Genomic DNA, 23017 nt, shown 5'->3' with positions numbered 1-23017 from the left:
CGCCATAACCTTCGCGCTCCGGCGTGGAGATTTACAACAGTCGGCGGCCGAGCGGGTAGATGAGCACAGTACTTCGAGCGTCGGCGGGACCGGAACGGCCCGTCAACAATATCTGGTTATATGCGTGGGCTGCGCTGGCGGTGGTCGCGGTCGTTGCGGCGGCGTCCATGCAGTCCGGCGTCGGCAGCATGATCGACACGTGGCTGCACCGGGAAGAGTACAGCCATGCGCTGATGATCCCGGTGATTTCGGCCTATTTGCTGTGGCAACAGCGGGCCCAGCTGGCGCGACTCGAGCTGCAGGGCTCGTGGGTCGGAGTGAGCATCGTCCTGTTCGGCGCGCTGTTGCAGATCGCCGGCGTGCTGGCCACGGTGGAGGTCGTGCAGCAGTATGGTTTGCTGATCGCGATCTATGGACTGGTCATCGCGCTGCTCGGCGTGCGTCCTTCGGCGGACCTGTGGGCGCCGCTGTTGCTGCTCGCGTTGATGGTTCCGTTGCCGCAGTTCCTGCTGGGCAATTTCTCCTCGCAGCTGCAGTTGCTCTCGTCGCAGATCGGCGTGTGGTTCATCCGCCTGTTCGGCATCAGCGTGTTCGTCGAAGGCAACGTGATCGACCTGGGCGGTTACAAGCTGCAGGTGGCCGAGGCGTGCGACGGATTGCGTTATCTGTTCCCGCTGATGACGCTGGGTTTCATCATGGCCTACCTGTTCAAGGTAGAGATGTGGAAGCGGGTGCTGTTGTTCGTGTCCAGCATTCCCGTGACCATTCTGATGAACAGCTTCCGCATCGGCACCATCGGCGTGATGGTGGAGCATTGGGGCCAGTCGATGGCCGAAGGGTTTCTGCACGACTTCCAGGGCTGGGCCGTGTTCATGACCAGCGCCGGCGTGCTGTTGCTGGAGATGATGGTGCTCGCGAGCATCGGCAGGAATCGCCGGCCGTGGCGCGAAGTGTTCGGACTGGATGCCGCCGAGCCGATCGACAGGACTGCGCCGCCGATCCAGCGTACCGTGCCGGCTTCTTTCATCACGGCAACGGTCATCGTCAGCGCGTTCGCTGTGGGTGTGATGATCGCGCCGGAGCGCACCGAGGTCCCGCCGAAGCGCGAAACGTTCTTCGGCTTTCCCAATCAAGTCGAAACGTGGAGCGGCCGGCGCAGCGCGCTGGAGCAGGTCTATCTGGATGCGCTCAAGCTCGACGACTACGTGATCACGGATTACGTGCGTGGCGGTCGCGAGGTGGTGAATTTCTATGTGGCCTGGTACGACTCGCAGCGCGCCGGCAATTCCGCTCATTCGCCGCGCTCCTGTCTGCCTGGCGGCGGCTGGCACATGAAGGAATTCGGCCAGGTGGAGGTGCCCGGGGTCCAGGTGGCCGGCAAGCCGCTGCGTGTGAATCGAGTGCAGATCGAGCTCGGTAATCGCAAACAGCTGGTGTACTACTGGTTCCAGCAACGCGGCCGGGTCATCACCAACGAATATCTGGTGAAGTGGTATTTGTTCGTGGACTCGTTGACCCGGCAGCGGACCGACGGCGCGCTGGTGCGCCTGGTCACACCGCTGGAAATCGGCGAGCCGGTGGAGCAGGCGGATCGCAGACTGGCCGAATTCGCGGGCCAGGTGACGCCCCGCCTCGAGCGCTACATTCCGAATTGAGGCGCAGATGGATTTGATGCTGGGGTTCCTGCTGGCAATGAGCGTCACCATGGCGCTCATTCCGCCGCTGATGCAGGCCGCGGCGCGCTGGCAATTCCTGGACGCGCCGGAGGCACGCAAAGTACACACCACGCCGGTGCCGCGCGTCGGTGGCATCGCGATGGCGGCGGGCACGCTGCTGGCGTTGTTACTTTCAGGTGAGTTCGCTCAGCCCATGCCGGCCTATCTGGCCGGCGTGCTGGTGCTGCTGCTGTTCGGCGTTTGGGACGATCGGGTCACGCTGAGCGCCGGGCCGAAGCTGATCGGTCAAGTGATCGCGGTGCTGTTCATCATGGTGTGGGGCGATGTCACCATCGGCACCATCACTTTGACCGAGCGGCACGAGCTGCCGGTGTGGGTGTCGTGGCCGCTGACCTTCGTGTTCCTGATCGGCGTGACCAATGCCATCAATCTGGCGGACGGTCTCGACGGCTTGGCGGGCGGCACGACGCTGTTGTCGTTGTCGGCGCTGGCGTTGCTGGCGTTCACTTCAGGCACGCCGTTTGTCGGCGTCGTCGCGATCGTGATCGTCGGCGCCATCCTGGGTTTTCTCCGCTACAACACGCATCCCGCTCGAGTGTTCATGGGCGACGGCGGCAGTCAGATTCTGGGCTTCTCGGCCGCCGTGCTGGCAGTGGTGCTGACCCAAGATGAGCTGACGCCGTTGAGCTCGGCATTGCCGTTGCTGCTGCTCGGCATTCCCATCATCGACACGCTGATGGTGATGTCTCAGCGGATGCTCGAAGGCCGCTCGCCGCTGCAGGCGGATCGCAATCACATCCATCATCGGCTGCTGGGGCTCGGCTTCGATCATCACGAAGCCGTCATGGGCATTTATTTTCTGCAGGCGTGCCTGTTCGTGACCGCCTGGTATCTGCGTTACGAGTCCGATGTGACCATCATCGCCGTGTTCGCAGGCCTGTCGTTGCTCACCATCGGCTCGTTGCAGCTCGCTATGGCGGTGAAGTGGCGGCTGCGTCCGGTGAATCCCAAGGGCAGCGACAACTCCTCCAACCTCGGACGGCTGGTCATGTGGCTGCGTGCTCCGACTCGATTGCCTCGCTGGTCGCTCGTCGTCATTGGCCTCGGCGTCAGCTTGTATCTGTTCGCGGTCAGCGTGGTGAGCCCGCGCCCGAGCACGGACGTGCAGATCATGGCGGCGGTTGTCGCGCTCAGCATGTTGGGTCTGATGGTCATGCGCTGGCGAGAAGCGGACTCGGGCTGGATGCTGCGGGGAGCGGCGTTCCTAGCGCTGGTGATGGCGGTGTATTTCGATCGTCAGACGACGACCTTGCTCGAGGAGCGATCCGCGCTGCAGGTTTGTCTGTTCGCTGCGCTGGTGATTGCAATCGTCATACGTTTTCGGCTGGCGAGCGATCGGCGCTTCCGGGTCACGCCGCTGGACATCCTTGTCATATTCATCGCCGTCGCGGTGCCCAACCTACCCGGATCTGTCATAAGCGCCGCCACCGTGGGCGAGAGCATCGCGAAGCTCGTGGTGCTGATGTACGGCGTGGAAACATTGTTCAGCGCGGCCGCTCACTGGTGGCGACTGCCGAGCCTCGCGGCGTTCGGCTATCTGGTCGCCTGTTCGCTGCACAGCTGGTACTGACGCTCCGGTTGACACATCGCCGTCTTGTTTGCAACGGCGTTGTCATCGGACCGTCAACTGTCGCGCATACGCTCGTCACCCATGGGCCTGTGAACACTCATTTGATGAGCTGCGACGAGCTATTGCGGTTCAGGGCTAGGCGCGACGACCGCCGTGTACTCTCCGTACATAAGGGAGGAGTAACGACGTCCTGAACCGCAATAGCTCGTCCCATAAAAGGTATTTATTCATTAAATGGGTTGCGCCTCGAATCGCCAGCCGCTGCGCTTTGCGCCTTGCTGCAGGCGATTGGAGGCGCAACGCAGCTCATCAAATGAGTGTTCACAGGCCCTTGAACGCTGCGCCAAGTCACACATCTCGCGCGGCAATTAAAAGATTTCGGTGCCAAGCGATGAAGACCCTGAGCAAACTGCTGTGCGCGGTGACGGTCGCCAGCCTGATGGCCGGCTGTGGCGGGACTGAGCAGCGCAAAGCCGGTTATGTCGAGAAGGGCGAGCGCTATCTCACCGAGCGCAACTACGAGAAGGCGCGCGTTGAATTTCGCAACGCCTTGCAGATCGATCCCAACGACACGCATGCGCGTTATCAACTCGGCCGTATCTCCGAGAAGCTCGGCAATCCGCGCGAGGCGGCAGGTCACTATCAGGCGGCCGTCGATCTGAATCCGAACGATCTGGATTCTCGCGCGGCGCTCGGACGTTTGTATCTGCTCGGCGGCGCTCCGGAGCGCGCGTTGGAGTTGGTGACGCCCGGGCTCACGCAAGATCCGAAGAACGCGCAATTGCTGACGGTGCGCGGTGCCGCGAAGGCACAGCAGGGCGAAGTAAAGAGCGCGTTCGAGGACGCCGAAGCCGCGGCGAAGCTTGCCCCGAACGACGAGTACGCCGTCGCATTGCTCGCCTCGTTGTATCGACAGAACTCTCGCACTGACGAGGCCATCAACGTCGTCTCCGCCGGCATCGACCGAGTTCCGGACAGCATCGATCTGCGCGTCGTGCTGGCCGATCTGTTGCTGGCTCAGAAGCGTGAAGCCGAAGCAGAGACGCAGCTGAAGAAGGTGATCGAGCTGCAGCCGGACGATCTGTCGCATCGCTATCGGCTGGCGCGCTTCCATATGCTCGCCAAGAACCTGCCGGCCGCGGAACAGGTGATGCGCGATGCCATCAAGATCAAGCCCGACAGCGTCGAGCCGAAGGCCGCGCTCGCCGAACTGCTGGCTTCGAATGGCGAGGCGGCCAAAGCCGAAGCTGAGCTGAAGAAATTCGCGGCCGAAGAAAAGGACAGCGCGGCCATGCAACTGGCGCTGGCCCGGTTTTATGAGTCGCAGAAAAGGCCGGACGACGCCCAGCGCGTCTATGGCGAAATCATCAAGCAGCAAGAGCTCAAGCCCGATGGTTTGACCGCGCGTAGTCGTCTCGCCGTATTGCTGCTCGCCAAGCAAGACGTGAAGGGCGCAACGAAGCTGATTGAGGAAGTCCTGGCGGAAAATCCCCGGGACAACGACGCGCTGGCTCTGCGCGGCAATATGGCTTTGTCACGAGGCGACGCTCCGGCAGCGATTGCCGACCTGCGCTCGGTGTTGCGCGATCAGCCGAACTCGGCGCCGGTGCTGCGTGCCCTGGCGCGAGCTCACTTGCAGAACAATGAGCCGGCGCTGGCGGAAGAAACATTGCGCTCGGCGGTCCAGGCCAATTCGGGCGACAAGACGGTTCGCATGGAGCTGGCGCAGTTGTTGACTCAGAGCGGCCGTCCGGAGCAGGCGCGTCCGGTGCTCGAGCAGCTGGTGAAGGATTCGCCGAATGACGTGCCGGCGATGGAAGCGCTGTTTCGCGTGCAGGCGTCGATCAAGGATCTGGCGGGCGCGCGTGTCACGGCGGAAGGCATCAAGAAGGCCCGCCCGGATCTGCCGCTCGGCTCTTATCTGGAAGGTGCCGTCGACGAAGCCGAAAAGAAATACGACGCCGCGGTGGCCGCGTATGAGCGGTCGCTGGAAATTCAGCCGAGCGCGGGTGAGCCGCTGACTGCACTCGTGCGTGTCGATGCTACGCGCAAGCAGATTCCTCAAGCGCTCGCGCGACTGGACAAAGTCATCGCCAAACAACCAGATAACGCCATCGCTTATAACTTGAAGGGCGAACTGCTGACGACGCGTGGCGAGCTGGACAAGGCCGCAGCATCGTTCAACGAAGCCATCGCCAAGGCGCCGAAGTGGTGGATGCCGTATCGCGGGCTCGCGTTGTTGCATCTCGCCGGCAAGCGCAATGAGGAAGCGATAAAGACACTCGAAGCCGGCTTGGCGAAAACCGGTGCGGCGGCTTTGGGCACCGATCTCGCCGCGCTCTACGAACGCGTGAATCGGCCGGACGATGCGATCCGCGTCTACGAATCGATGATCAGCCGCGAGCCCGGCTCGGTCGCCGTAGCAAACAATCTGGCGATGCTGCTGGTGAGCTATCGCACCGACTCCAACAGCCTGGCGCGAGCCGGCGAGCTGGCCAGCAAGCTCGACAAGGTCACCGAGCCTTCCATTCTGAACACGCGCGGCTGGGTCAAGTTCAAGCGCGGCGAGTTTCAGGAATCCGTGGCTCTGCTACAGCAGGCCGTGGAGAAATCGCCGGAATCGCCGCTCATGCGCTATCACCTCGGCATGGCTCAGTTGAAGACCGGCGACCGGATCTCGGCGGAGAAAAATCTCGAAGCAGCGGTGCGCTCGGGCCGGCAGTTCCATGGCGCAAAAGAAGCGCAGGCGGCACTCGATCAGATCAAAGCAGCGGGCTAGGGCGACGACGCCCGCGCTTTTCGACTCAGACTACTTGCGGGACGCGGTTCGCCGCGTGGGAGCATTTGTGCTTAAAAAAATGATTGTGACGCTGGCCGCGTGGCTGGCGTTCGGTATCGGCGTGCCGGCGGGAGCCGTCGTCCATCTGGATACATCGGAGGTGGTGGCCGCGACTGCCGAGGCCGCCGCGCAGCTGCCGCCAACGTATGATTTCACGCTGACTGCCGCGGGTAACTACGTTGTTACGTTGAAAGACATCAGCCTGGACTCCGGTCTGCCTCAGTCGCTGCAATCGTTGCAAGTGCTGGTGACGCGCGATTTGCAGGCCGTCGCCAGACTCTCGATCGAGTATCCGGCTCAACCCAGCGTGACGCCGCCGGCGAAGACGCAAACGTTTGCCGGTACGCCGGGCACCTATCGGGTGCATGTGTTGGGCGCGATTGCCGCGAACGGCGCGGGCGGATTGTTCAGTGTCGATGTCGCTCCGTCGGCCGGTGGCGCGGCGGTGTTTGCTGTCGCCGATGCAATCGCGACTCAGAACGCTCCGCCGTCGGAACAATCGCTGTTGCAGACCGAGTTTACGGTGAGCACAGCCGGCTCGTATCGAGTGCTCGCGCTCGATCGCGGCTTTCCGAGTGCGTTGCTCAATAGAAATGTGCTGCTCGTAAAACGCTCGCCGCAGACCCAGGTTGAGTTCAACACCAGCGGCGCGTTCAGCCCGAGCGATGTGGGAACATTCAACGCGCAAGTTGGCGATACTTATGAGTTGATCGTTGTCGCCACCGCCAGTCCGGGCAGCGCTGGCTTGTATGGCGCGGCCGTGCGCGGCGGTCCGTCGGACACGGTGATCTATAGAAGCGAAAACGGCGTCGGTGCCTTGCCGCCGGCGCGTGCGTTGACCATTCCAACCGCGGCCACGTACTCACTGGCGCTCACCGATCTGCAGTTCCCGGTGCCGCTCACGGCGTTCTCCGCCGCGATCGTTCAGAACGACGCGTTCGTCGGCAGTGTGGCCGGAGCCACGCCCGGCAATATCTCCTTGAGCGCCGGCTCCGCACAGTTGTTTGTATATTCCACGACCGCTACGACGGGCGCGCTGTCGGCGGTCCTGTCGAGCGGCGGGCAGGTGGCGTACGGCGATGTTCACATCACCGACGCGTCACCCGATGCGACGACGCCGGCGATCTATTCTTTCTCGCCCAGCGAACCGGTGAGCCGCGGCAATTACGCGTTGTCGCTGAACGATCTGCGTTTTCCGACCGAGCTGCCGAGTCTGCGGGCGTTGGCGATCCAGGAAGGGCTGCCGGTGGGTCAGCTGAATGCGGCCGGTAACACTGTCGTTTCCTTGGAGGCCGGCAAGGTGCGAGTGCTGGTGGCGGCGACGCCGCCTCCCGTGTCCGGGACATTGCCTGGCAACGGCGCGTTCGCGCTCGCTCTGAAAGCTGCGAACGATGCGATCGTGTTCGAAAGCACGCAGGGCGTGGGCGGCTTGTTCAACGCCAAGGTCGTCGATCTGCCCGCGGCCGGCCGTTACGACATCGAGTTGAAGGATTTCGAATTCCCGTCCCGACTGCGGATCAGCTGGCTGGCGGTCACTCATGGCACGGAGCTGGTCGGCCAGGTGATCGGCAGCAGCCCCATTCAAAACCTGCAGCTGGAAGGCGGCGTGCATGTGCTGAACTTCATCGGCCAGCCCGCGGCGAACACCAACTACGGCGCCTTCGGATTGAAGGTGTCCGACTCGACGCCCGCGCCGGTCGTGACCCTGTCGGCCTCGCCGACGTCTGTTACAGCGGGGCAGAGCTCCACGCTGACCTGGTCCGCAACCAATGCCACCTCCTGCACGGCCAGCAATGGTTGGAGCGGGAGCAAGACAGTCTCCGGCACCCAGTCGACCGGCGCTCTGTCGACCAGTTCGAATACGACCTACGCGCTCGAATGCGTCGGTCCCGGCGGCCGGAGCAGCGCATCCGTCACGGTTTCGGTGACCGTGCCGACGCCGGGTAAGAGCGGCGGGGGCGGCGGCCATCTGGATCCGCTGCTGCTCGTGGCGCTCGCCACGGTACTGACCCTGGCGACGGTGCGCCGTCAGCGCGGTGTAATGAAGTGAGCCTACTTGGTTGATAAAAGAGACTGATTTGCCGGTGGCCGGGGCTTGCTCTATCCTCCGGCCACGTTCAGCGAACCGGGAACCGCTATGAAGAAGAAGTCTGCGCCGGCCCGCGCCGGGAAGGGCAAGAAGAAAAACGTCGGTGAGCTGCAGCGGCAAGCCCTGGATGCACGCAAGCGAGCCGAGTCTGCGAAACAGGAAGCGCGCGACGCCAAGACTCGTGCGCGGGAAGCTCGCAAGCTTTTCAAGGAAGCCAAGAAGGTGGCGAAAAAAGCCCGCGCCGAGCTGGAAGGCTTGAGCAAGAAATTGAAGAAACTGCTCGGCCCGGATGCCACGCTCAAAGGGAAGCCGAAGAAGCGTTCCGCGTGAGCTGATCGCCGCGCCGGCGAGTCGTCAGCTCGAGAGTTTTTGCGGTGGTGTGCGGTTGACGCCGCTTGATCCGTTGCCGCTCCCGATGACCGGCTCGCGCCACCAGGTCCTGCCACTCGGGGTCCGTCATGGGCCGGACGAATTGCAGCGGCGAGCGGATCAAATCTTTCATGGGCGTCTGGGGCAGTCAGCGGGGAAGGGACATTCAAACCCTTCAACGTGACGTCAGCGTGTCAGCCCGATTGCAGCCTCGCGCTTGTCAAACTCGGGATCGGGCATCCTGCCACGACCCTCGTGCGAGCTAGCAAAAAGGCGTGACTTTTTGCAGCTCGCCGCCGCCTGCGGCGGCGAGGTACTTCCATGTACCCGGGATCGCACTGGCAGCTTAGTTTGTTAGATTGTGGCGCGCAGCACATGCCGCTGCAATTTTCCCGTCGCCGTTTTCGGCAGCGAACTACGAAACTCGATGGCGCGCGGATACTTGTAGGGCGCAATCGTTTGTTTGACGAACTGTTGCAATGTTTGCACGAGTTCCGCCGACGCCTCGTGTCCGTCGTGAAGCACGACGAACGCTTTCACGAGCTGGCCGCGCGCTTCGTCCGGGACGCCGATCACCGCACATTCCTTGACGGCCGGATGCTCCAGTAGCGCGCATTCCACTTCCGGTCCGGCGATGTTGTAGCCGGCGGAGATGATCATGTCGTCGGCGCGGGCTTCGAAATGGAAATAGCCGTCCTCGTCCTGTGAATACAGATCGCCCGTGACATTCCATCCTTCATACACGTAGTCACGTTGCCGCGGGTCGTCGAGATAACGACAGCCGGTTGGACCTTTCACCGCGAGTCGACCGATTTTGCCCGGAGGCAGCGGCAAGCCGTCGGGATCGAGAATGCACGCCTGATAACCAGGCAACGGCTTGCCGGTGGTGCCGGGATGAATCTGTTCGCCCTTGGCGGAAATGAAAATATGGATCAGCTCGGTGGCCCCGATGCCGTCGATCAGACGCAGACCGGTCGCGGCGAACCAGGCATCCGAGGTGGCTTTCGGCAGGGCTTCGCCCGCGGAAATACAGCGCTTCAGGCTGGCGATATCGAACTTGCTCAACAGCGGGATCAGTGAACGATATGCCGTTGGGGAGGTGAACAGCGCGGTCGCTCGGAAGCGTTGCACGGCCGCCAGCAGGTTCTCGCCGCTGGGCTGCTCGACGAGGACACTCGCCGCACGGCGACCCAGTGGGAAGACGAGCAGGGCTCCCAATCCAAACGTGAAGCCAAGCGGCGGACTGCCGACATAAATGTCCTCGGGTGACGTCTCGAGCAGATGGCCGGCGACGATCTCGCGCATCGCCAGCACGTCGCGATGAAAATGCATGGTCGCTTTCGGCGTGCCCGTCGTTCCGGAGGTGAACGCGAGCAAACAAACGTCGTCACGGGCAGTGTCGACGTTGTCGAACGTCGAGGCCTGCCCGTTCATTATTTTCTCCAGGTGCCCATCCCCGAACTGCACGATATTGCGCAGGCGTCCGCCGAGTTGCGCGGCCTGCTGCAGCTCCTGTGCGAACCGTGAATCGCACAGTGCGTGATCGATTTGTGCGCGCTCAGCGATGATCGAGAGCTCGTGCGCGCGGAGCAAAGGCATGGTGGTCACCGCGATGGCGCCGGCCTTCATCACGGCGAGCCAACAGGCGACGAGTGTGGGATTGTTCGGGCCTCGCAACAGCACGCGATTGCCGGGCACGACGCCCAGGTCGTTCACTAGAACGTTGGCAATGCGGTTGCTTCTCTCGAGCAGCTGCGCGTAAGTCCACGTGCCGCTCTCTGCGTAGAGCGCGACTCGATCGCCGTGACCTTCGCGGACGGCATCGTCGATGAGCACCACGCCGCAGTTGATCCGGTCGGGATATTGCAGCTCGGGCAGGTCGAATCGAAACTCCGGCCACAAATGCGGCGGCGGTAACCGCTCATTCGCAAATCCATCCACGTGCGAGGTGTACGGCATGCGAAAAGACTCTGCAAACATCAGGTCACCGCGGCGCGAACGGCATAACGAGGATCGGCCCAGCAGCCGCTGTGAACCACATCGGCGACGGTATAGGCGGCGTCCCAGACATCCTGGTAGCGAAGATATAAAGGAGTGAAGCCGAAGCGCAGCAGGTCGGGCGCGCGGAAATCGCCGATCACACCGCGCTCGATCAGCGCTTGCATGATCGCGTAGCCTTCCGGATGCGCGAAAGAAACATGGCTGCCGCGTTCGTGCACATTCGCCGGGCTCACCAGCCGCAGCGACGGGCAGATGTCGGCGATCAGATCGACGAACAGTTCGCTCAGCCAGCGGGACTTCTGCACGATGTCCTGCATCCGGCTGCGTAAGATCAGATCGACGCCGACCTCGAGGCTGAGCACGCCGAGAATGGACGGTGTGCCGCACAGGAAACGACGGATGCCTTCGGCCGGCTCGTAGTTGTCGATGAACTCGAACGGCCGGTTATGACCCATCCAGCCCTTGAGCGGCGAGGTGAGCTCGGCCTGCAAGCGTTGCGAGACGAACAGGAACGCCGGCGCGCCCGGCCCGCCATTCAGATATTTATAGCCGCACCCCACGGCCATATCGGCTTCGCAGCCGTTCAGATCGACCTCGATCGCGCCGACGCTATGACTCAAATCCCAGATGACCAGCGCGCCATGCTCGTGAGCCTTGGCCGTGATGGCTCGCATGTCGTGGATGGCGGCGGTCTTGTAGTGGACATGCGTGAGCATGACCACCGCGGTGTTCGAATCGATGGCCTGCAGAATCCGCTCGGCGGGCTCCAGCCGCAGTTGTAACGGACAGCTCCGCGCGCCGATGGCGCCTTCGGCCATGTACAGATCGGTGGGGAAGTTGCCGGGCTCGGAGAGCACGACGCAGCGGTCCGGGCGGGCGGCCAGCGCCGCGCCCAGCAGTTTGAACAAGTTCACGGAGGTGGAGTCGGCCACGACGACCTCACCGCTGCGTGCGCCGATCAGTTTCGCGATCTTATCGCCAACCCGGAGCGGAGCGTCGATCCATCGATGCTCGTTCCAGCTGCGGATCAGGCCCTGGCCCCATTCTTTGGCGACCACTTCATCGATCCGGCCTCGGGTGGCTCTGGGCAACGGGCCGAGCGAGTTGCCGTCCAGATAAATGATGCCGCCCGGCAACTCGAAGTCCTCACGACGATGGCGTAACGGATCTTCCTGGTCCCACCGGCGGATCGCCGGGTAGGTAATCGCATCGCGCCGCTCGAAGGTCGTGATCTTGTCGAATTTTCGGTGCATCTGGCGAACCCCTGTGCCTGCCCAAAAGTGTCGCGCCAGAGCCGCAAGACATTGTTCCGAAAGCCCGCCCTTGCCAAGGGCCGGAAAGAACGATAGTAGTGCCGATACCCCTATCCGAAGGAAAATGTCCCGATGCTGGACAAGACCGAGACCACTATCCTGAAATTGCTCGAAGACGACGGACGACTCTCGTACGCCGAGCTGGGCGAAAAGGTCGGTTTGTCGAAGAGCCCGTGCTGGTCCCGGGTGCGGGAGCTGGAGCGCCAGGGCGTGATCCGGCGTTATCGGGCAGAGATCGATGCGGCGGCGGTCGGGTTGGATTTACACGCCTTCGTGCAAGTGACCATCAGCTCGGCGCGGCACACCGACTTCGAGGCGGCGGTGAATCGTCACCCCTCGGTGCTGGAGTGCTTCACGACGGCGGGGCAGGCGGACTATCTGCTCCACGTGCTCGTGCGCGGCATCGGTGAGCTGGACGATTTGCTCCGGTCGCAGATCTCGCGTCTGCCCGGCGTGCAACGATTGGAAACGACGGTCTGTATGAAGACCATCAAGCATCGCGGCTCGGTCATGGCGTGTCTGCGATGAGCTTTTTCGAAGTACAGTGACAAAGTTTTAAGGAGAACGACTATGGTCGGCGGCGTCAGCGCGGTGGTCCTCATCAAGGCCGAAACTTCCAGTGTGAATGAGCTCGCGCAAAAGCTGGTGGAGCTCAAGGGCGTCGCCGAAGTGTTCTCGGTGGCGGGTCAATACGATCTGGTCGCCATCGTGCGCGTCAAGGAAAACGAGCAGCTGGCGGAGGTGGTGAGCGACAAGATGCGCAAGCTGCCCGGCGTGCAGTTGACCGAGACGATGATTGCGTTTCGCGTCTTCACCAAGGCCGCGGTCGAAGGGATGTTCGATCTCGGCAGTTGAGCGCACCTCTCGTTTCTGACAAAGGCGTCAGGTTCACGTCAGTACGGCTTCGGCATCATTCTCCACGGTCGCGCGGTAGAGCGCGCTCGTTTTCAACCGTGGAGAATTAATGAGCTCGAATAACCTCAGCACCGGGGCTGCCGTTGCAATCTTGCTGGCCGCGTTGAGTCCCAGTGCGTTCGCTCAGACGGCGAACACCGCCGATGCCGCCGCGCTTCGTGCTCAGATCGAAGCTCTGCGAGCGGAGCAGGCGCGCATCGCCGAGATGCAGCGTCAGACCGAAGCGAAGATTCGTCAGCTGGAAGCAGGTGCGGGTGTTGCAAGCCCTGCACCGGCTGTTGCTCCGTCATCGCCGAAGGTCGCGAGCGCCGATGGCGCGTCGAAGTTGAATGTCACCGGCGATCTGCGTCTTCGCTTTCAAGGCGATTATTCCGACGACGATGCTCGCGCTCGTCGCAGCGGCCAGGTTCGTGGCCGCATCGGCGCGACCTATGCAGTGAACGATCGCGTCACGCTCGGCGCGCGTCTCGTGACGGGCGATGCGGACGATCCAAACAGCACCGACGTGCAGATGTCGAACTGGGACGATGATTTTCAGGTGGCCCTGGATCTGGCGTACGCGCAGGTCAACTTCGGCGATTTGAATATCTTCGGCGGTAAGATTCCGCAGCCGTTCACTCGCACCGATCTGGTGTGGGACGGCGACGTGAATCCGCAGGGCTTGAGCGGCGTCTACAAGCACAAGCTCGGCGACGGCTCGGCGCTGCGTGCGAGTGGCTTGTTCTTCATCGTCGATGAAGACGCAGTTGCCGCCGACAGCACGATGGTCGGCGGTCAGGTCGGCTACGACACCGCGCAGCTCGGCAACTTCAAGTTCGACGTGTCCGCGGCTTACTACGATTACACCTTGGGTAGCGTGGTGGGTGCCGACAGCGGCGACTTCCGTAACAACCGGCGCAAAGCGAACGGCGACTATCTGTCCGACTTCAATCTGGGCGACCTGATCGTCGGTGCGACCTGGTCGGGCTTCGGCTCGCGTTGGCCGGTGCGTTTCGTCGGCGACTACGTGAAGAACTTCGGTGCCGAAACCTCGGATGACACCGGCTACGGCGCGGACCTGGGCATCGGACGAGTCACTCAGCAACACGATTGGCGTGTGACTTACGGCTACTCGGTCGCCGAAACGGATGCGGTGCTGGGCGCGTTCTCACACGACAACATCAGCATCGGCACCAACTACAAGTTGCACGCGCTGACGGTGGACTACGTGCCTATGCCGAAGACGCTGCTTACGGCTTACTGGTATCACTACAAGCCGGACAACGCCCTGGACGCCGGCACCAATGCCATCGGCGATTGGCTGGACCGGGTTCGGGTCGCGTTCCTGGTCTCGTTCTGATTTGATCGATTGAGATACAACGGCCCTGGGTATTCGTACCCGGGGCCGTTTGCTACGATCCGGGCATGACAGCGCCCGCCACTCCCTACGTCGCGTCCAGCGACCGATATGAACAATTCGCGTATCGCCCGGTCGGCCGCAGCGGTCTGAAGCTGCCGCCCTTGTCGCTGGGGCTCTGGCACAACTTCGGCGACAACACGCCGATCGAGCGTCAGCGCGAAATCCTGCGGACCGCGTTCGATCTCGGCATCACTCATTTCGATCTCGCCAACAACTACGGCACGCCGTATGGAAGCGCCGAGATCAACTTCGGCCGCCTGCTCAAGGAAGATTTTCAGGCACATCGTGACGAGCTGATCATTTCCACCAAAGCCGGCTGGGACATGTGGCCTGGCCCGTACGGGCAGGGCGGGGGCTCGCGCAAATATGTGCTCGCCAGTCTCGATCAGAGTCTGCGGCGCATGGGGCTCGACTACGTCGATATCTTCTACTCGCATCGCTTCGATCCCGAGACGCCGCTGGAAGAAACGGCCTCGGCGCTCGCGACCGCGGTTCAGCAAGGCAAGGCGTTGTACGTCGGCATCTCGGCATACTCGCCCCAGCAGACGCTGGAAATGGAGGCGTTACTGCGCCGGTGGCAGATCCCGCTGCTGATTCATCAGCCCAAGTACAGCATTTTCAATCGAGAGATCGAAGCGGGGTTGTTCGAGGCTGTCGAGCGCGTCGGCGTCGGCATGATTTCGTTCTCACCGCTCGCGCAAGGCCTGCTGACGAATCGATATCTGCAGGGCATTCCCGCGGATTCGCGCGTTGGGCGAGGCACTCGTTTCCTTCTTCCGGAGGAGGTCTCGGAGACGGTCGTCAAGAAAGCGGCGGCGCTCAATGCGATCGCGCAGGCGCGCGGCCAGTCACTTGCTCAGCTGGCGATTGCGTGGGTGCTGCGAGATCCGCGCATGACGTCCACTATCATCGGCGCGAGCAGCGGCGCTCAGGTGCGCGAGAATCTCGGCGCGCTCGAGCAACTGAGTTTCAGCAAAGATGAGCTGGCGGCCATCGACCGCATCGCTCCCGGGCCGGGGTGAGTTATTTCTGATCCAGCACCTGACGCACTTTGGTCGCCAGCTGCTGGATCGTGAAGGGCTTGGGAAGGAACGACACGTCGCGATCGAGCATGCCGTTGTGAATGACGGCATTGCGCGTGTAACCGGTGGTGTAGAGCACTTTCACGCCGGGGCGCAGCTCGCGCACCCGATCGGCGAGTTGCTTGCCGTTCATGTCGGGCATCACGACATCGGTGAACAGCAGATCGAAGGAAACATCGGTTTCCAGCATCGCCAGCGCCCGCTTCGCATCGCTCGCATGGATGACGGTGTAGCCGAGATCTCTCAGCAGCTGCACTGACATCTGACGCACGCGATCCTCGTCCTCCACTACGAGAATCACTTCCGCTGCCGTGCCTTCGAGCGGGCGATCCGTCGGCAGCGTGGTATGAACAGGCTCGTCTTCGCCGGTATAGCGGGGCAGGTAGAGCTTCACCGTCGTGCCCTGACCCAATTCCGAATAGATCTTCACGTGACCGCCGGATTGTTTCGCGAATCCATAGACCTGCGACAAGCCGAGCCCCGTGCCTTGGCCGGGCTTCTTGGTCGTGAAGAAGGGATCGAACGCCCGTGACAGAACTTCAGCCGTCATGCCCGTGCCTGTGTCGCTGACCGCGATGGCCACGTACTGACCGGGCCGCACTTCGGCATGGGTCGCGGCGTAAGCATCGTCGAGATGCGCGTTCATCGTTTCCAGGGTGATCTTGCCGCCCTCAGGCATGGCATCGCGACCGTTCACGCACAGATTCAGAATCGCGCTCTCGAGTTGCGGCGGGTCGGCAAACATTCGCCACAGGCCGCCGGCCAGCACCGTCTCCATGCGCACGTTGCCGCCGAGCGTTCGCGTCAGCAGCTCGGACATGCCGCTCACGAGTTTATTTGCATCGACGGCGCGGGGATCGAGCGGTTGCTGGCGCGAGAAGGCGAGCAGCCGCGCCGTGAGCTCGGCAGCGCGCGTGGCGCCTTCCATCGCATGATCGATGGACCGCGACGCCTTGACCGGATCGCGCGGGAAGTATTTTTTCGCCATGTCGAGCGAGCCGACGATGATGGCGAGCATGTTGTTGAAGTCGTGCGCGATGCCGCCGGTGAGCTGCCCGACGACTTCCATCTTTTGCATCTGCCTGACCAGCGCTTCCGCCTCGGCTCGCGATTTCGCCTCATCGCGCAGCTTCTGATTCGCGGCTTCCAGCTCGGCTGTGCGCTCCGCGACGCGGGTCTCGAGCATGTCGTTCAGTTGCCGGCGTTGCCTATCGTCCTGCGCATATTCGGCGAAGCCACGATGCATGGCTGCCGTCAGCAGCAGAATCACGCTAACCAGCGCAACGTAGAAGCCCATGCCGATCCAGTTCGAGATGCCTTCGCCCGCCAGCGACCAGTCTGGCTGCAGCAGGAAGTGTGCAGAAATGATCGCACCGAGCACCCCGGCCAGTGCCCCGGCCCTCCAGCCGAAAATAAAGGCGGTGAGCACGATGGCGACAAAGAAGGTGATGAACGGAAAACCTTCCAGGATGCCACTGAGCAGCACCCGCACGTACATGGCGCCGATGCTGGTCAGCAGGGCAAAGGCATAACCGAGCCAGGTGTGCTCTCGCAGGAACTGCGTGGCTTCGTACCACTTGCGGATGCGTCTGACGAGCATGAGATCGACGGAAAGACCGGCGCTGACAAAGCGCGCAATCTAGCAAAGCGCGTGCTTTCCCGACAATTGCACCGACCCCGCGCTGGAACTCGCCGTGCACCCGGGCGATTGCATCGACGCCGGCAGTCCGCTGTCGAACCGCTCACTTCGAGGCTTTCATGGATGCATTGTCGTTGCTGCAATGGCCCGCGATGGTCGTCACCCTGACTGCCGCCTGGCTGGTCGCTTCCCAATCCAAAGCCCGGCGCAGCTGGGGCTTCTGGACTTTCATCGTCAGCAACGTGCTCTGGATCGTCTGGGGCTGGCACGAACAGGCCCTGGCCCTGATCGTCCTGCAGGTCGGCCTGTTCGTGCTGAACCTCCGCGGGGCCAAGAAGAATGACCCGGCGCAGGCCTGATTCCAGCGCGAGCTGCTAGAATCCCGCCCGGTTCCCCCCGTAGCTCAGTGGATAGAGCGACCGCCTCCTAAGCGGTAGGTCGTCGGTTCAACTCCGGCCGGGGGGACCAGTCCTGCCTCTGAAGGCATCCGGCACCGACCGGTAGAACAACAAAAAACCTATGATTCCCGAGAAATCCCGTCCGCCTGCGTCCGTGGCCATCCGTTGAGAGGCATAGCACCCTCGGGGTATCAGTGGGGGACCAGCTGAAAATCAGCCCGAGGTACCCCCACACGTGGCAACCAACATTTTGACCGACTCTGTCATCAAGAGTGCGAAGCCCGCGGCCAAGCTCGTGAAGCTTTTTGACGGTGGTGGTCTGCACGTGCTCATCAAACCGACTGGCGCGAAGTACGGGCGGATGAAGTATCGACACGCTGGTGTCGAGAAGACGCTGGCATTCGGCGTGTATCCGGAAGTCTCGTTGAAGCGTGCTCGCGAGAAGCGCGAAGAAGCTCGGCTGCTCGATCGTCAGATCGATCCGGGCGCACAGCGCAAGGCCAAGCAGCAGGCCGACAAGGTGGCCAAGGAAAGCGCGTTCGCCGCAGTCGCCGAGGAATGGTTCTCACACTATTGCGAGCAGCGGAAGCAAGGCAACAAGCCGCTCTCGCAAGCGACCATCATCAAGACGCAGTGGCTGCTGAATCTTGCCGCGTATCGAGTCAAGCAGACGAAGGCGGGGGCGCCGCATCCGTTGCGACCGATCAGCGACCGGGCGATCCAGGCCATTACCAAGGATGACATCGCTGGTGTCATCAACGGTCTGAAGCGCCGGAACAAGATTGAGACGGCGCATCGTTTGATCGATCGTTTAGAGCGCGTGTTCCGGTATGCCGTGGGAACTGGTCGCATGCAGATCAATCCCGCTGCTGCGCTTCGCGATAGTGCGGATCCGCGCGACAAGCTGCCACCGCTGTCGGTGAGAAATCATCCAGCGATCACCGAACTTCGCCGCGTTGGTGAACTGCTGCGCGCGATCGAAAGCTACAGCGGGCAACCAACAACGGAAGCCGCCATGAGGGTGGCACTCTATTTGTTTGTTCGGCCTGGTGAGTTGCGTGCCGCCGAATGGTCGGAGTTCGATCTCGCGGCTGAGCGCCTGTATGGCGTATTCCAGCCGCTCGGACGAAGACGCGGCGTGAGCATATTGTTCCGCTGGCGTCGCGAGTGGTCGCCATTCTGGGTGATCTTCACTCGGCGACGGGGCCGGATGGATTTGATGTTTCCTTCGCTCACGAACTCAACTCGACCGATGTCCGAGAATGCAATCACCGCGGCGTTTCGGCGCATGGGGTACTCAGGCGATGAGATGACATGGCACGGCTTCCGCACCATCGCGAGCACGCTATTGCGCGAGCTGGGTTGGGAGGATGAGTTGATCGAACGGCAGCTCGGGCACGATGTCGGGAACGATGTGAAACGAGCCTATGACAAGTCGAAGCGGCTTCCGGATCGGCGGAGACCACTATGCCGAGTTTGACGACAATTGCGCTTCCTTATGCCTAAAACGGCGACACGGATGCCGTCTTGTGTCTAAAATAGCGACACACTAGCGCTCTTACACCTAAAGTAGCGACACCCCAGTCTTCTATCGCCTTCTTATGTGGAGAAAAGCGACGTGCTGAAAATCGCCGGCGATGACCGGGCCGAGGCCAGGCGCCTGCAGCGGCTGGCTCGGCAGGGGCAATTGCAGCGCTTGGCGCCCGGCATCTATACCGACAACGTCGATGCGCCCATTGAGTCGGTCACCTGCAGGCACCTCAATGAGATCTGCGCCGTCATCATGCCTGGCTGCATTGTCTCGCATCGTTCCGCGTTCGAGCACCGGCCGACAGCGGGCGGGCATTACTTTCTCACCGGCCCTTACCGGCGCGAGGTGCAACTGCCTGGCGTGAAGCTGCGTTACGCGCGGGGCCCTGGTCCCACCGATACAGACATCAGGCTGCCACTGCAGAGCGCCGATGCATTCATTTCGAGTCAAGCTCGGGCTCTACTGGAAAATCTCTCGCTCAGCCGCGGCGATCCCGCCGAACGACGCACGTTGGGGGTCTCGTTCGTAGAGGAGTGGCTCGAGCGATTCATCAGTCGTGACGTGAGCAATGAAGTTAACAAGCTTCGCGACCAAGCCCGATCGATTGCAGAGTCATTGGGTCTTAACGAGGAATTCAAAAAGCTGGATGCGATGATCGGCTCGCTGCTCGGCACGCGAGCAGCGACATTGATCACGCCTCAGGCGGTCGCTCGCGCCGCACGTCGTCCATACGACGATGATCGGGTGACGTTGTTCGAAACGCTCGCCGCCGAACTTCAGAGCAACCCGATGGTGGTGCCGCCTGCGGCTGCGAATGCGGATCCGCAGCTGCAGGCGTTCATCGAAACATATTTTTCCAACTTCATCGAAGGAACCGAATTTGAGATCGAGGTGGCGCACGACATCGTGGTCAATGATCGACCACTGCAGTATCGCGAGGACGACTCCCACGACATCTTGGGAACCTACCGCGCCATCCTACGCTCGAAGCGCGACCCGAGCCTCCCGCAGAGTGCGGAAGCGTTCATCGCTCAGCTCAAAGATTGGAATAGACTCGTCATCGAATCCCGCCGCGAGAAGCACCCAGGCGATTTCAAAACGGCGGCAAACCGGGCCGGACAGACCGTCTTCGTCGACCCGGACAAGGTCGTCGGCACGCTGATGAAAGGCTATGAAGTCACGATGGCGGCCGCAACGCCTGCCAATCGGGCGACGCTGGCGATGTTCGTCGTCACCGAAGTACATCCGTTCGATGACGGTAATGGTCGTACCGCGCGTATCGCCATGAATCATTTCCTGTCGAATGCGGGCCTGACAAGAATCATCATTCCCACGATCTATCGTGACGACTACCTCAGCGCACTGAAGGCGCTGTCGAATGGTCATCCCGTGCCGTTGCCCCGCATGCTGGCCTTTGCCGCGAGCTTCAGCCGATGGCTCGATGTCAGCTCGAAGGAGAGGGCGTTTCAGGCGCTGGCGCGATCGAATGCGATGAAGGAGGATCCGAGGAGGTTTCGTTTGGAGATTGGGGATGGGGGAAGGGCGATTTAGCCAGTCATTCCGACTTTGCTGGAAACAGGTGGGACGGATGACAGTGCCAGCTTGCTAGCTAGCCCGCGTGACTTTGCTGGCCGAGCCGTGGCGCTCACTTTCCCGCAAGATCCCGTCCGGCGGGGCTAAGCTGCGCGCAACGCCGTTGTCAGCGGCAGGCGCGCTGCTTTCACCGCCGGCAGCACGCCTCCAACGATGCCCATGGCGAATGCCCATGCGATACCGAGCCCCGCAATCGGAGCCGTGACCGCAAGGCGAATGCTGAAGCCAAGCGGGCTGGCGGCGAATCCGTTGAAGAAAAACCAGGCGAGCCCCACTCCGATGATAGCCCCGGACAATGCCAGGAGAGTGGATTCGGCCACGATGGCTGCGATGAGCGGCCCCGGTGTGAAACCCAGGGCACACAACGTGGCCAGCTCGCGGCGGCGGCTATCGACGATTGCGTATAGCGAGTTTGCAGCTCCAAACGTAGCCGCCACGGCCATGATGGCGCCGATGAAGTAGCTTACAAAGTTAAGTATTCCATTGAAGCGCTTCATGCTCTCCTCAATCACTTCGGCTTCGCGCCTAGCTTCGATCCGAAGTGTTGGATTGGCTTTGAGGGCCTCGGTGAGCTGAGTGAATGCTTTCGGAGATTGCAGCAGTACCGTCACTTGGTTGTAAGTGTTTATGCGAAATGCTGACAGAATGGTTTCCGCATCGGCGAAGACGGCACACATACCCTCGCTGCTACCGAGATCGAAGCTCCCCACGACTGTCCACTCGCTGCCTCGCATTACTCTCTGGTCGCCTACGCCGAAATTCATGAACTGGCGAGCGCATTTGTTGCTGGCAATCAATTCGTGGAATCCTGGCTCAAACATGCGTCCGGAAGTCAGCCGCAACTCCGGCAGCGTGTCGGCTAGTCCGGCAGTAGCACCAAAGAGCGCAAAGCCCACCCGATCGCCCGTCAGTTTCTTGCGTGCCTGCGTGTAGAGCATTGCCTGTGCCGCAGCCATCGGGCTGCCATTCGCATTTCGACGTATGCCCGGCAGATCATAGAGCAACGGCACAATGTCCTTCCCGATACTGCTCTGCATTGGGCCTGGGGCGCCAGTGCTCATCAGAATGATGCGATCAGGTCGCAGATTCCCCATCGCCTCTCGTCGTGCCCCGACGCCCATGGCCAACATCGACACCAGCACTCCAACAGCGCATGCGACGCCAACCACAATTGTGAGCACCAACCCCAGGCGCTGGGGAATGGCGGTTAGACTCATGTGCAGCAGCGCCCAAAACTGTCTTGTGAAGTTCATGATGAGTTATCGGCCCGCCAGTGCGTCGACGATTTCGAGTTTCGATGCCCGGAACGCCGGCACAGCAGTGCTGAGCAAGGCAACCAGTACTGCCCCCATCACACCGATTTCAATCACAGTCATCGGCATCGAAATCCCCGGCACGAATTTTCCTGCGTAAGGAAATGCGACCATTGCCAGCCCGAGACCAATGACTGCTCCGATGACGCACGTCGCTACTGCTTCGCCAACGAGCAAGAGGAAAACTGCCCGGTGTGAGAAGCCCAGAGTCTTCAGCACGGCCAACTCGGGGGTTCGTTCCCGAGTCGTTTGCATCATCATGGTGGCCACTGAGAATAGAAGCGCCACGAGTACTGCGCTCACGATGGAGCGGATGGCGAAATCGAGGTCGCCGATCGATTGCATTGCCTGTTGTGAGTTCTCCCTAAACGACGTCGTTCTCGTCTCGCTCGGAGAATTCGCGAAGGCGTTGTCGATGGCTTCAGCGACCATCGCCGCCTGCTTCGGATCGGCGGCGATGGCGTAGAAGTTGCGCACCGTGCCCGCGTTGAGCACCCGCGCCTCATCCAAATAGGCATAGTTAGCCAAGATATAGCCGCCGCTATCGTCACCGATCTCGCGAGGAGTGAACGTTCCCACGATGTCGAAGAACCAAGCCCCAGACCCGTTGCGCTGCAGAGTGGGTGACGTGAGGGGAATCCGGTCCCCCATGCGCCACCCGTATTGCTTGACCATATCGGCGGTTATCAGCGCGCCGGTTCGCGTTTCTCGCAGAGCCTTGAGATTCATTGGATCTATGTGGAGGACCTCCGGGAAAAGTGTCAACCACACGTCACTGCTTTCGAGCGCCATCACGTACACAGGCTGCGTGGGCTTCTGATAGGTGGCGAAGAGAGCGTCGGCGAATGCAACGGTCTTTACGCCAGGGATCGACCTGAGTCTCTCGATATGAGCTCGAGGCAGAGGCGCACCCCCGGAAGCAGCAGGAGCGACGTAGAGGACATCAGCGCGAGCATCAGCTATGACCTGATCTACGCCCGTTTTCATTCCCTGCAAGACACCGAACAAGGCGAAGGCTACGATAACTTGCACCAGCGTGAGGATTGTTCGCACGGGCTTGCGCCATATACCGGACCAGATGAGCGGCAGGAATTTCATGCAGCTGTTCCTAAGGGCGTGTCTTTATGTTTGAGGCGGGTTGATTTCACTTCTTCGGGATCGTGAGTCGATCGCCGTACAGCACCGCAAATTGGTTCATCGCCATTTCCGCTCCTTTGCGGATCGTATCCT

General features: G+C 61.6%; 17 protein-coding genes and 1 tRNA gene. 13 read left to right on the top strand and 5 right to left on the bottom strand.

What is annotated here, in order from left to right:
* The first annotated feature begins 59 nt into the window (after positions 1-59).
* The 5 genes from xrtD (at position 60) to ACFPN2_RS02715 (ending at position 8564) form a co-directional block, all read left to right on the top strand.
* Entirely contained in the window at positions 60-1655 is a 1596-nt protein-coding gene (gene xrtD, locus ACFPN2_RS02735; protein ID WP_380594728.1) for a VPLPA-CTERM-specific exosortase XrtD, read from the top strand.
* 7 nt (positions 1656-1662) lie between these two features.
* Positions 1663-3306, top strand: coding sequence for a glycosyltransferase family 4 protein (locus ACFPN2_RS02730; RefSeq protein WP_380594726.1), 1644 nt, complete (start codon positions 1663-1665; stop codon positions 3304-3306).
* A 391-nt stretch (positions 3307-3697) separates the two neighbouring features.
* Positions 3698-6085: a tetratricopeptide repeat protein gene (locus tag ACFPN2_RS02725; RefSeq protein WP_380594724.1), complete on the top strand. Its 2388-nt coding sequence runs from the start codon at positions 3698-3700 to the stop codon at positions 6083-6085.
* 67 nt (positions 6086-6152) lie between these two features.
* Positions 6153-8195, top strand: coding sequence for a hypothetical protein (locus tag ACFPN2_RS02720; RefSeq protein ID WP_380594722.1), 2043 nt, complete (start codon positions 6153-6155; stop codon positions 8193-8195).
* A gap of 87 nt (positions 8196-8282) precedes the next feature.
* On the top strand, positions 8283-8564 hold the full coding sequence (locus ACFPN2_RS02715) for an alanine-zipper protein (RefSeq protein WP_380594720.1): 282 nt from the start codon (positions 8283-8285) through the stop codon (positions 8562-8564).
* A 393-nt stretch (positions 8565-8957) separates the two neighbouring features.
* On the opposite strand, the gene ACFPN2_RS02710 is transcribed toward ACFPN2_RS02715, so the two are convergent.
* Positions 8958-10562: an AMP-binding protein gene (locus tag ACFPN2_RS02710; protein WP_380595293.1), complete on the bottom strand. Its 1605-nt coding sequence runs from the start codon at positions 10560-10562 to the stop codon at positions 8958-8960.
* 20 nt (positions 10563-10582) lie between these two features.
* Positions 10583-11857 carry a kynureninase gene (gene kynU / locus ACFPN2_RS02705; protein ID WP_380594718.1) on the bottom strand — a complete coding sequence of 425 codons (1275 nt, stop codon included), beginning with the start codon at positions 11855-11857 and terminating at the stop codon, positions 10583-10585.
* A 132-nt stretch (positions 11858-11989) separates the two neighbouring features.
* Here kynU and ACFPN2_RS02700 point away from each other — a divergent pair, with 132 nt between their 5' ends.
* The 4 genes from ACFPN2_RS02700 (at position 11990) to mgrA (ending at position 15253) form a co-directional block, all read left to right on the top strand.
* Entirely contained in the window at positions 11990-12445 is a 456-nt protein-coding gene (locus ACFPN2_RS02700; protein ID WP_380594716.1) for an Lrp/AsnC family transcriptional regulator, read from the top strand.
* A 42-nt stretch (positions 12446-12487) separates the two neighbouring features.
* Positions 12488-12772 carry an Lrp/AsnC family transcriptional regulator gene (locus tag ACFPN2_RS02695; protein WP_129649355.1) on the top strand — a complete coding sequence of 95 codons (285 nt, stop codon included), beginning with the start codon at positions 12488-12490 and terminating at the stop codon, positions 12770-12772.
* A 109-nt stretch (positions 12773-12881) separates the two neighbouring features.
* Positions 12882-14171, top strand: a complete 1290-nt coding sequence (locus ACFPN2_RS02690) for a putative porin (RefSeq protein WP_380594713.1) — start codon at positions 12882-12884, stop codon at positions 14169-14171.
* Between the two features lie 65 nt (positions 14172-14236).
* Positions 14237-15253: an L-glyceraldehyde 3-phosphate reductase gene (gene mgrA, locus ACFPN2_RS02685; RefSeq protein WP_380594711.1), complete on the top strand. Its 1017-nt coding sequence runs from the start codon at positions 14237-14239 to the stop codon at positions 15251-15253.
* Position 15254: 1 nt separating this feature from the next.
* Here the strand turns inward: mgrA and ACFPN2_RS02680 are convergent, their stop codons facing one another.
* Positions 15255-16913 (bottom strand): response regulator, encoded by a 1659-nt coding sequence (locus ACFPN2_RS02680; RefSeq protein WP_380594709.1) that lies wholly within the window; start codon positions 16911-16913, stop codon positions 15255-15257.
* Between the two features lie 158 nt (positions 16914-17071).
* Between ACFPN2_RS02680 and ACFPN2_RS02675 the strand changes: the two genes are divergently transcribed.
* From ACFPN2_RS02675 to ACFPN2_RS02660, 4 genes are all read left to right on the top strand, one after another.
* The gene (locus ACFPN2_RS02675; RefSeq protein WP_380594707.1) at positions 17072-17311 is read left to right on the top strand and encodes a hypothetical protein; all 240 of its coding nucleotides are present in this window, start codon (positions 17072-17074) and stop codon (positions 17309-17311) included.
* A gap of 33 nt (positions 17312-17344) precedes the next feature.
* Positions 17345-17420, top strand: a tRNA-Arg gene (locus tag ACFPN2_RS02670).
* Between the two features lie 165 nt (positions 17421-17585).
* The gene (locus tag ACFPN2_RS02665) at positions 17586-18830 is read left to right on the top strand and encodes a tyrosine-type recombinase/integrase (protein ID WP_380594705.1); all 1245 of its coding nucleotides are present in this window, start codon (positions 17586-17588) and stop codon (positions 18828-18830) included.
* Between the two features lie 138 nt (positions 18831-18968).
* Positions 18969-20432: a Fic family protein gene (locus ACFPN2_RS02660; RefSeq protein WP_380594703.1), complete on the top strand. Its 1464-nt coding sequence runs from the start codon at positions 18969-18971 to the stop codon at positions 20430-20432.
* A gap of 125 nt (positions 20433-20557) precedes the next feature.
* On the opposite strand, the gene ACFPN2_RS02655 is transcribed toward ACFPN2_RS02660, so the two are convergent.
* Complete coding sequence (locus ACFPN2_RS02655) at positions 20558-21727, bottom strand: ABC transporter permease (RefSeq protein WP_380594701.1); 1170 nt, start codon at positions 21725-21727, stop codon at positions 20558-20560.
* Between the two features lie 6 nt (positions 21728-21733).
* A complete protein-coding gene (locus tag ACFPN2_RS02650; RefSeq protein WP_380594699.1) occupies positions 21734-22885 on the bottom strand; it encodes an ABC transporter permease in 1152 nt (383 codons plus the stop codon).
* Between the last annotated feature and the right edge of the window lie 132 nt (positions 22886-23017).

Source organism: Steroidobacter flavus (assembly GCF_042651805.1).
Lineage (GTDB): Bacteria > Pseudomonadota > Gammaproteobacteria > Steroidobacterales > Steroidobacteraceae > Steroidobacter > Steroidobacter flavus.
Note: the sequence above shows the minus strand (reverse complement) of the source record. Positions and strands in the feature narration are given on the sequence as shown.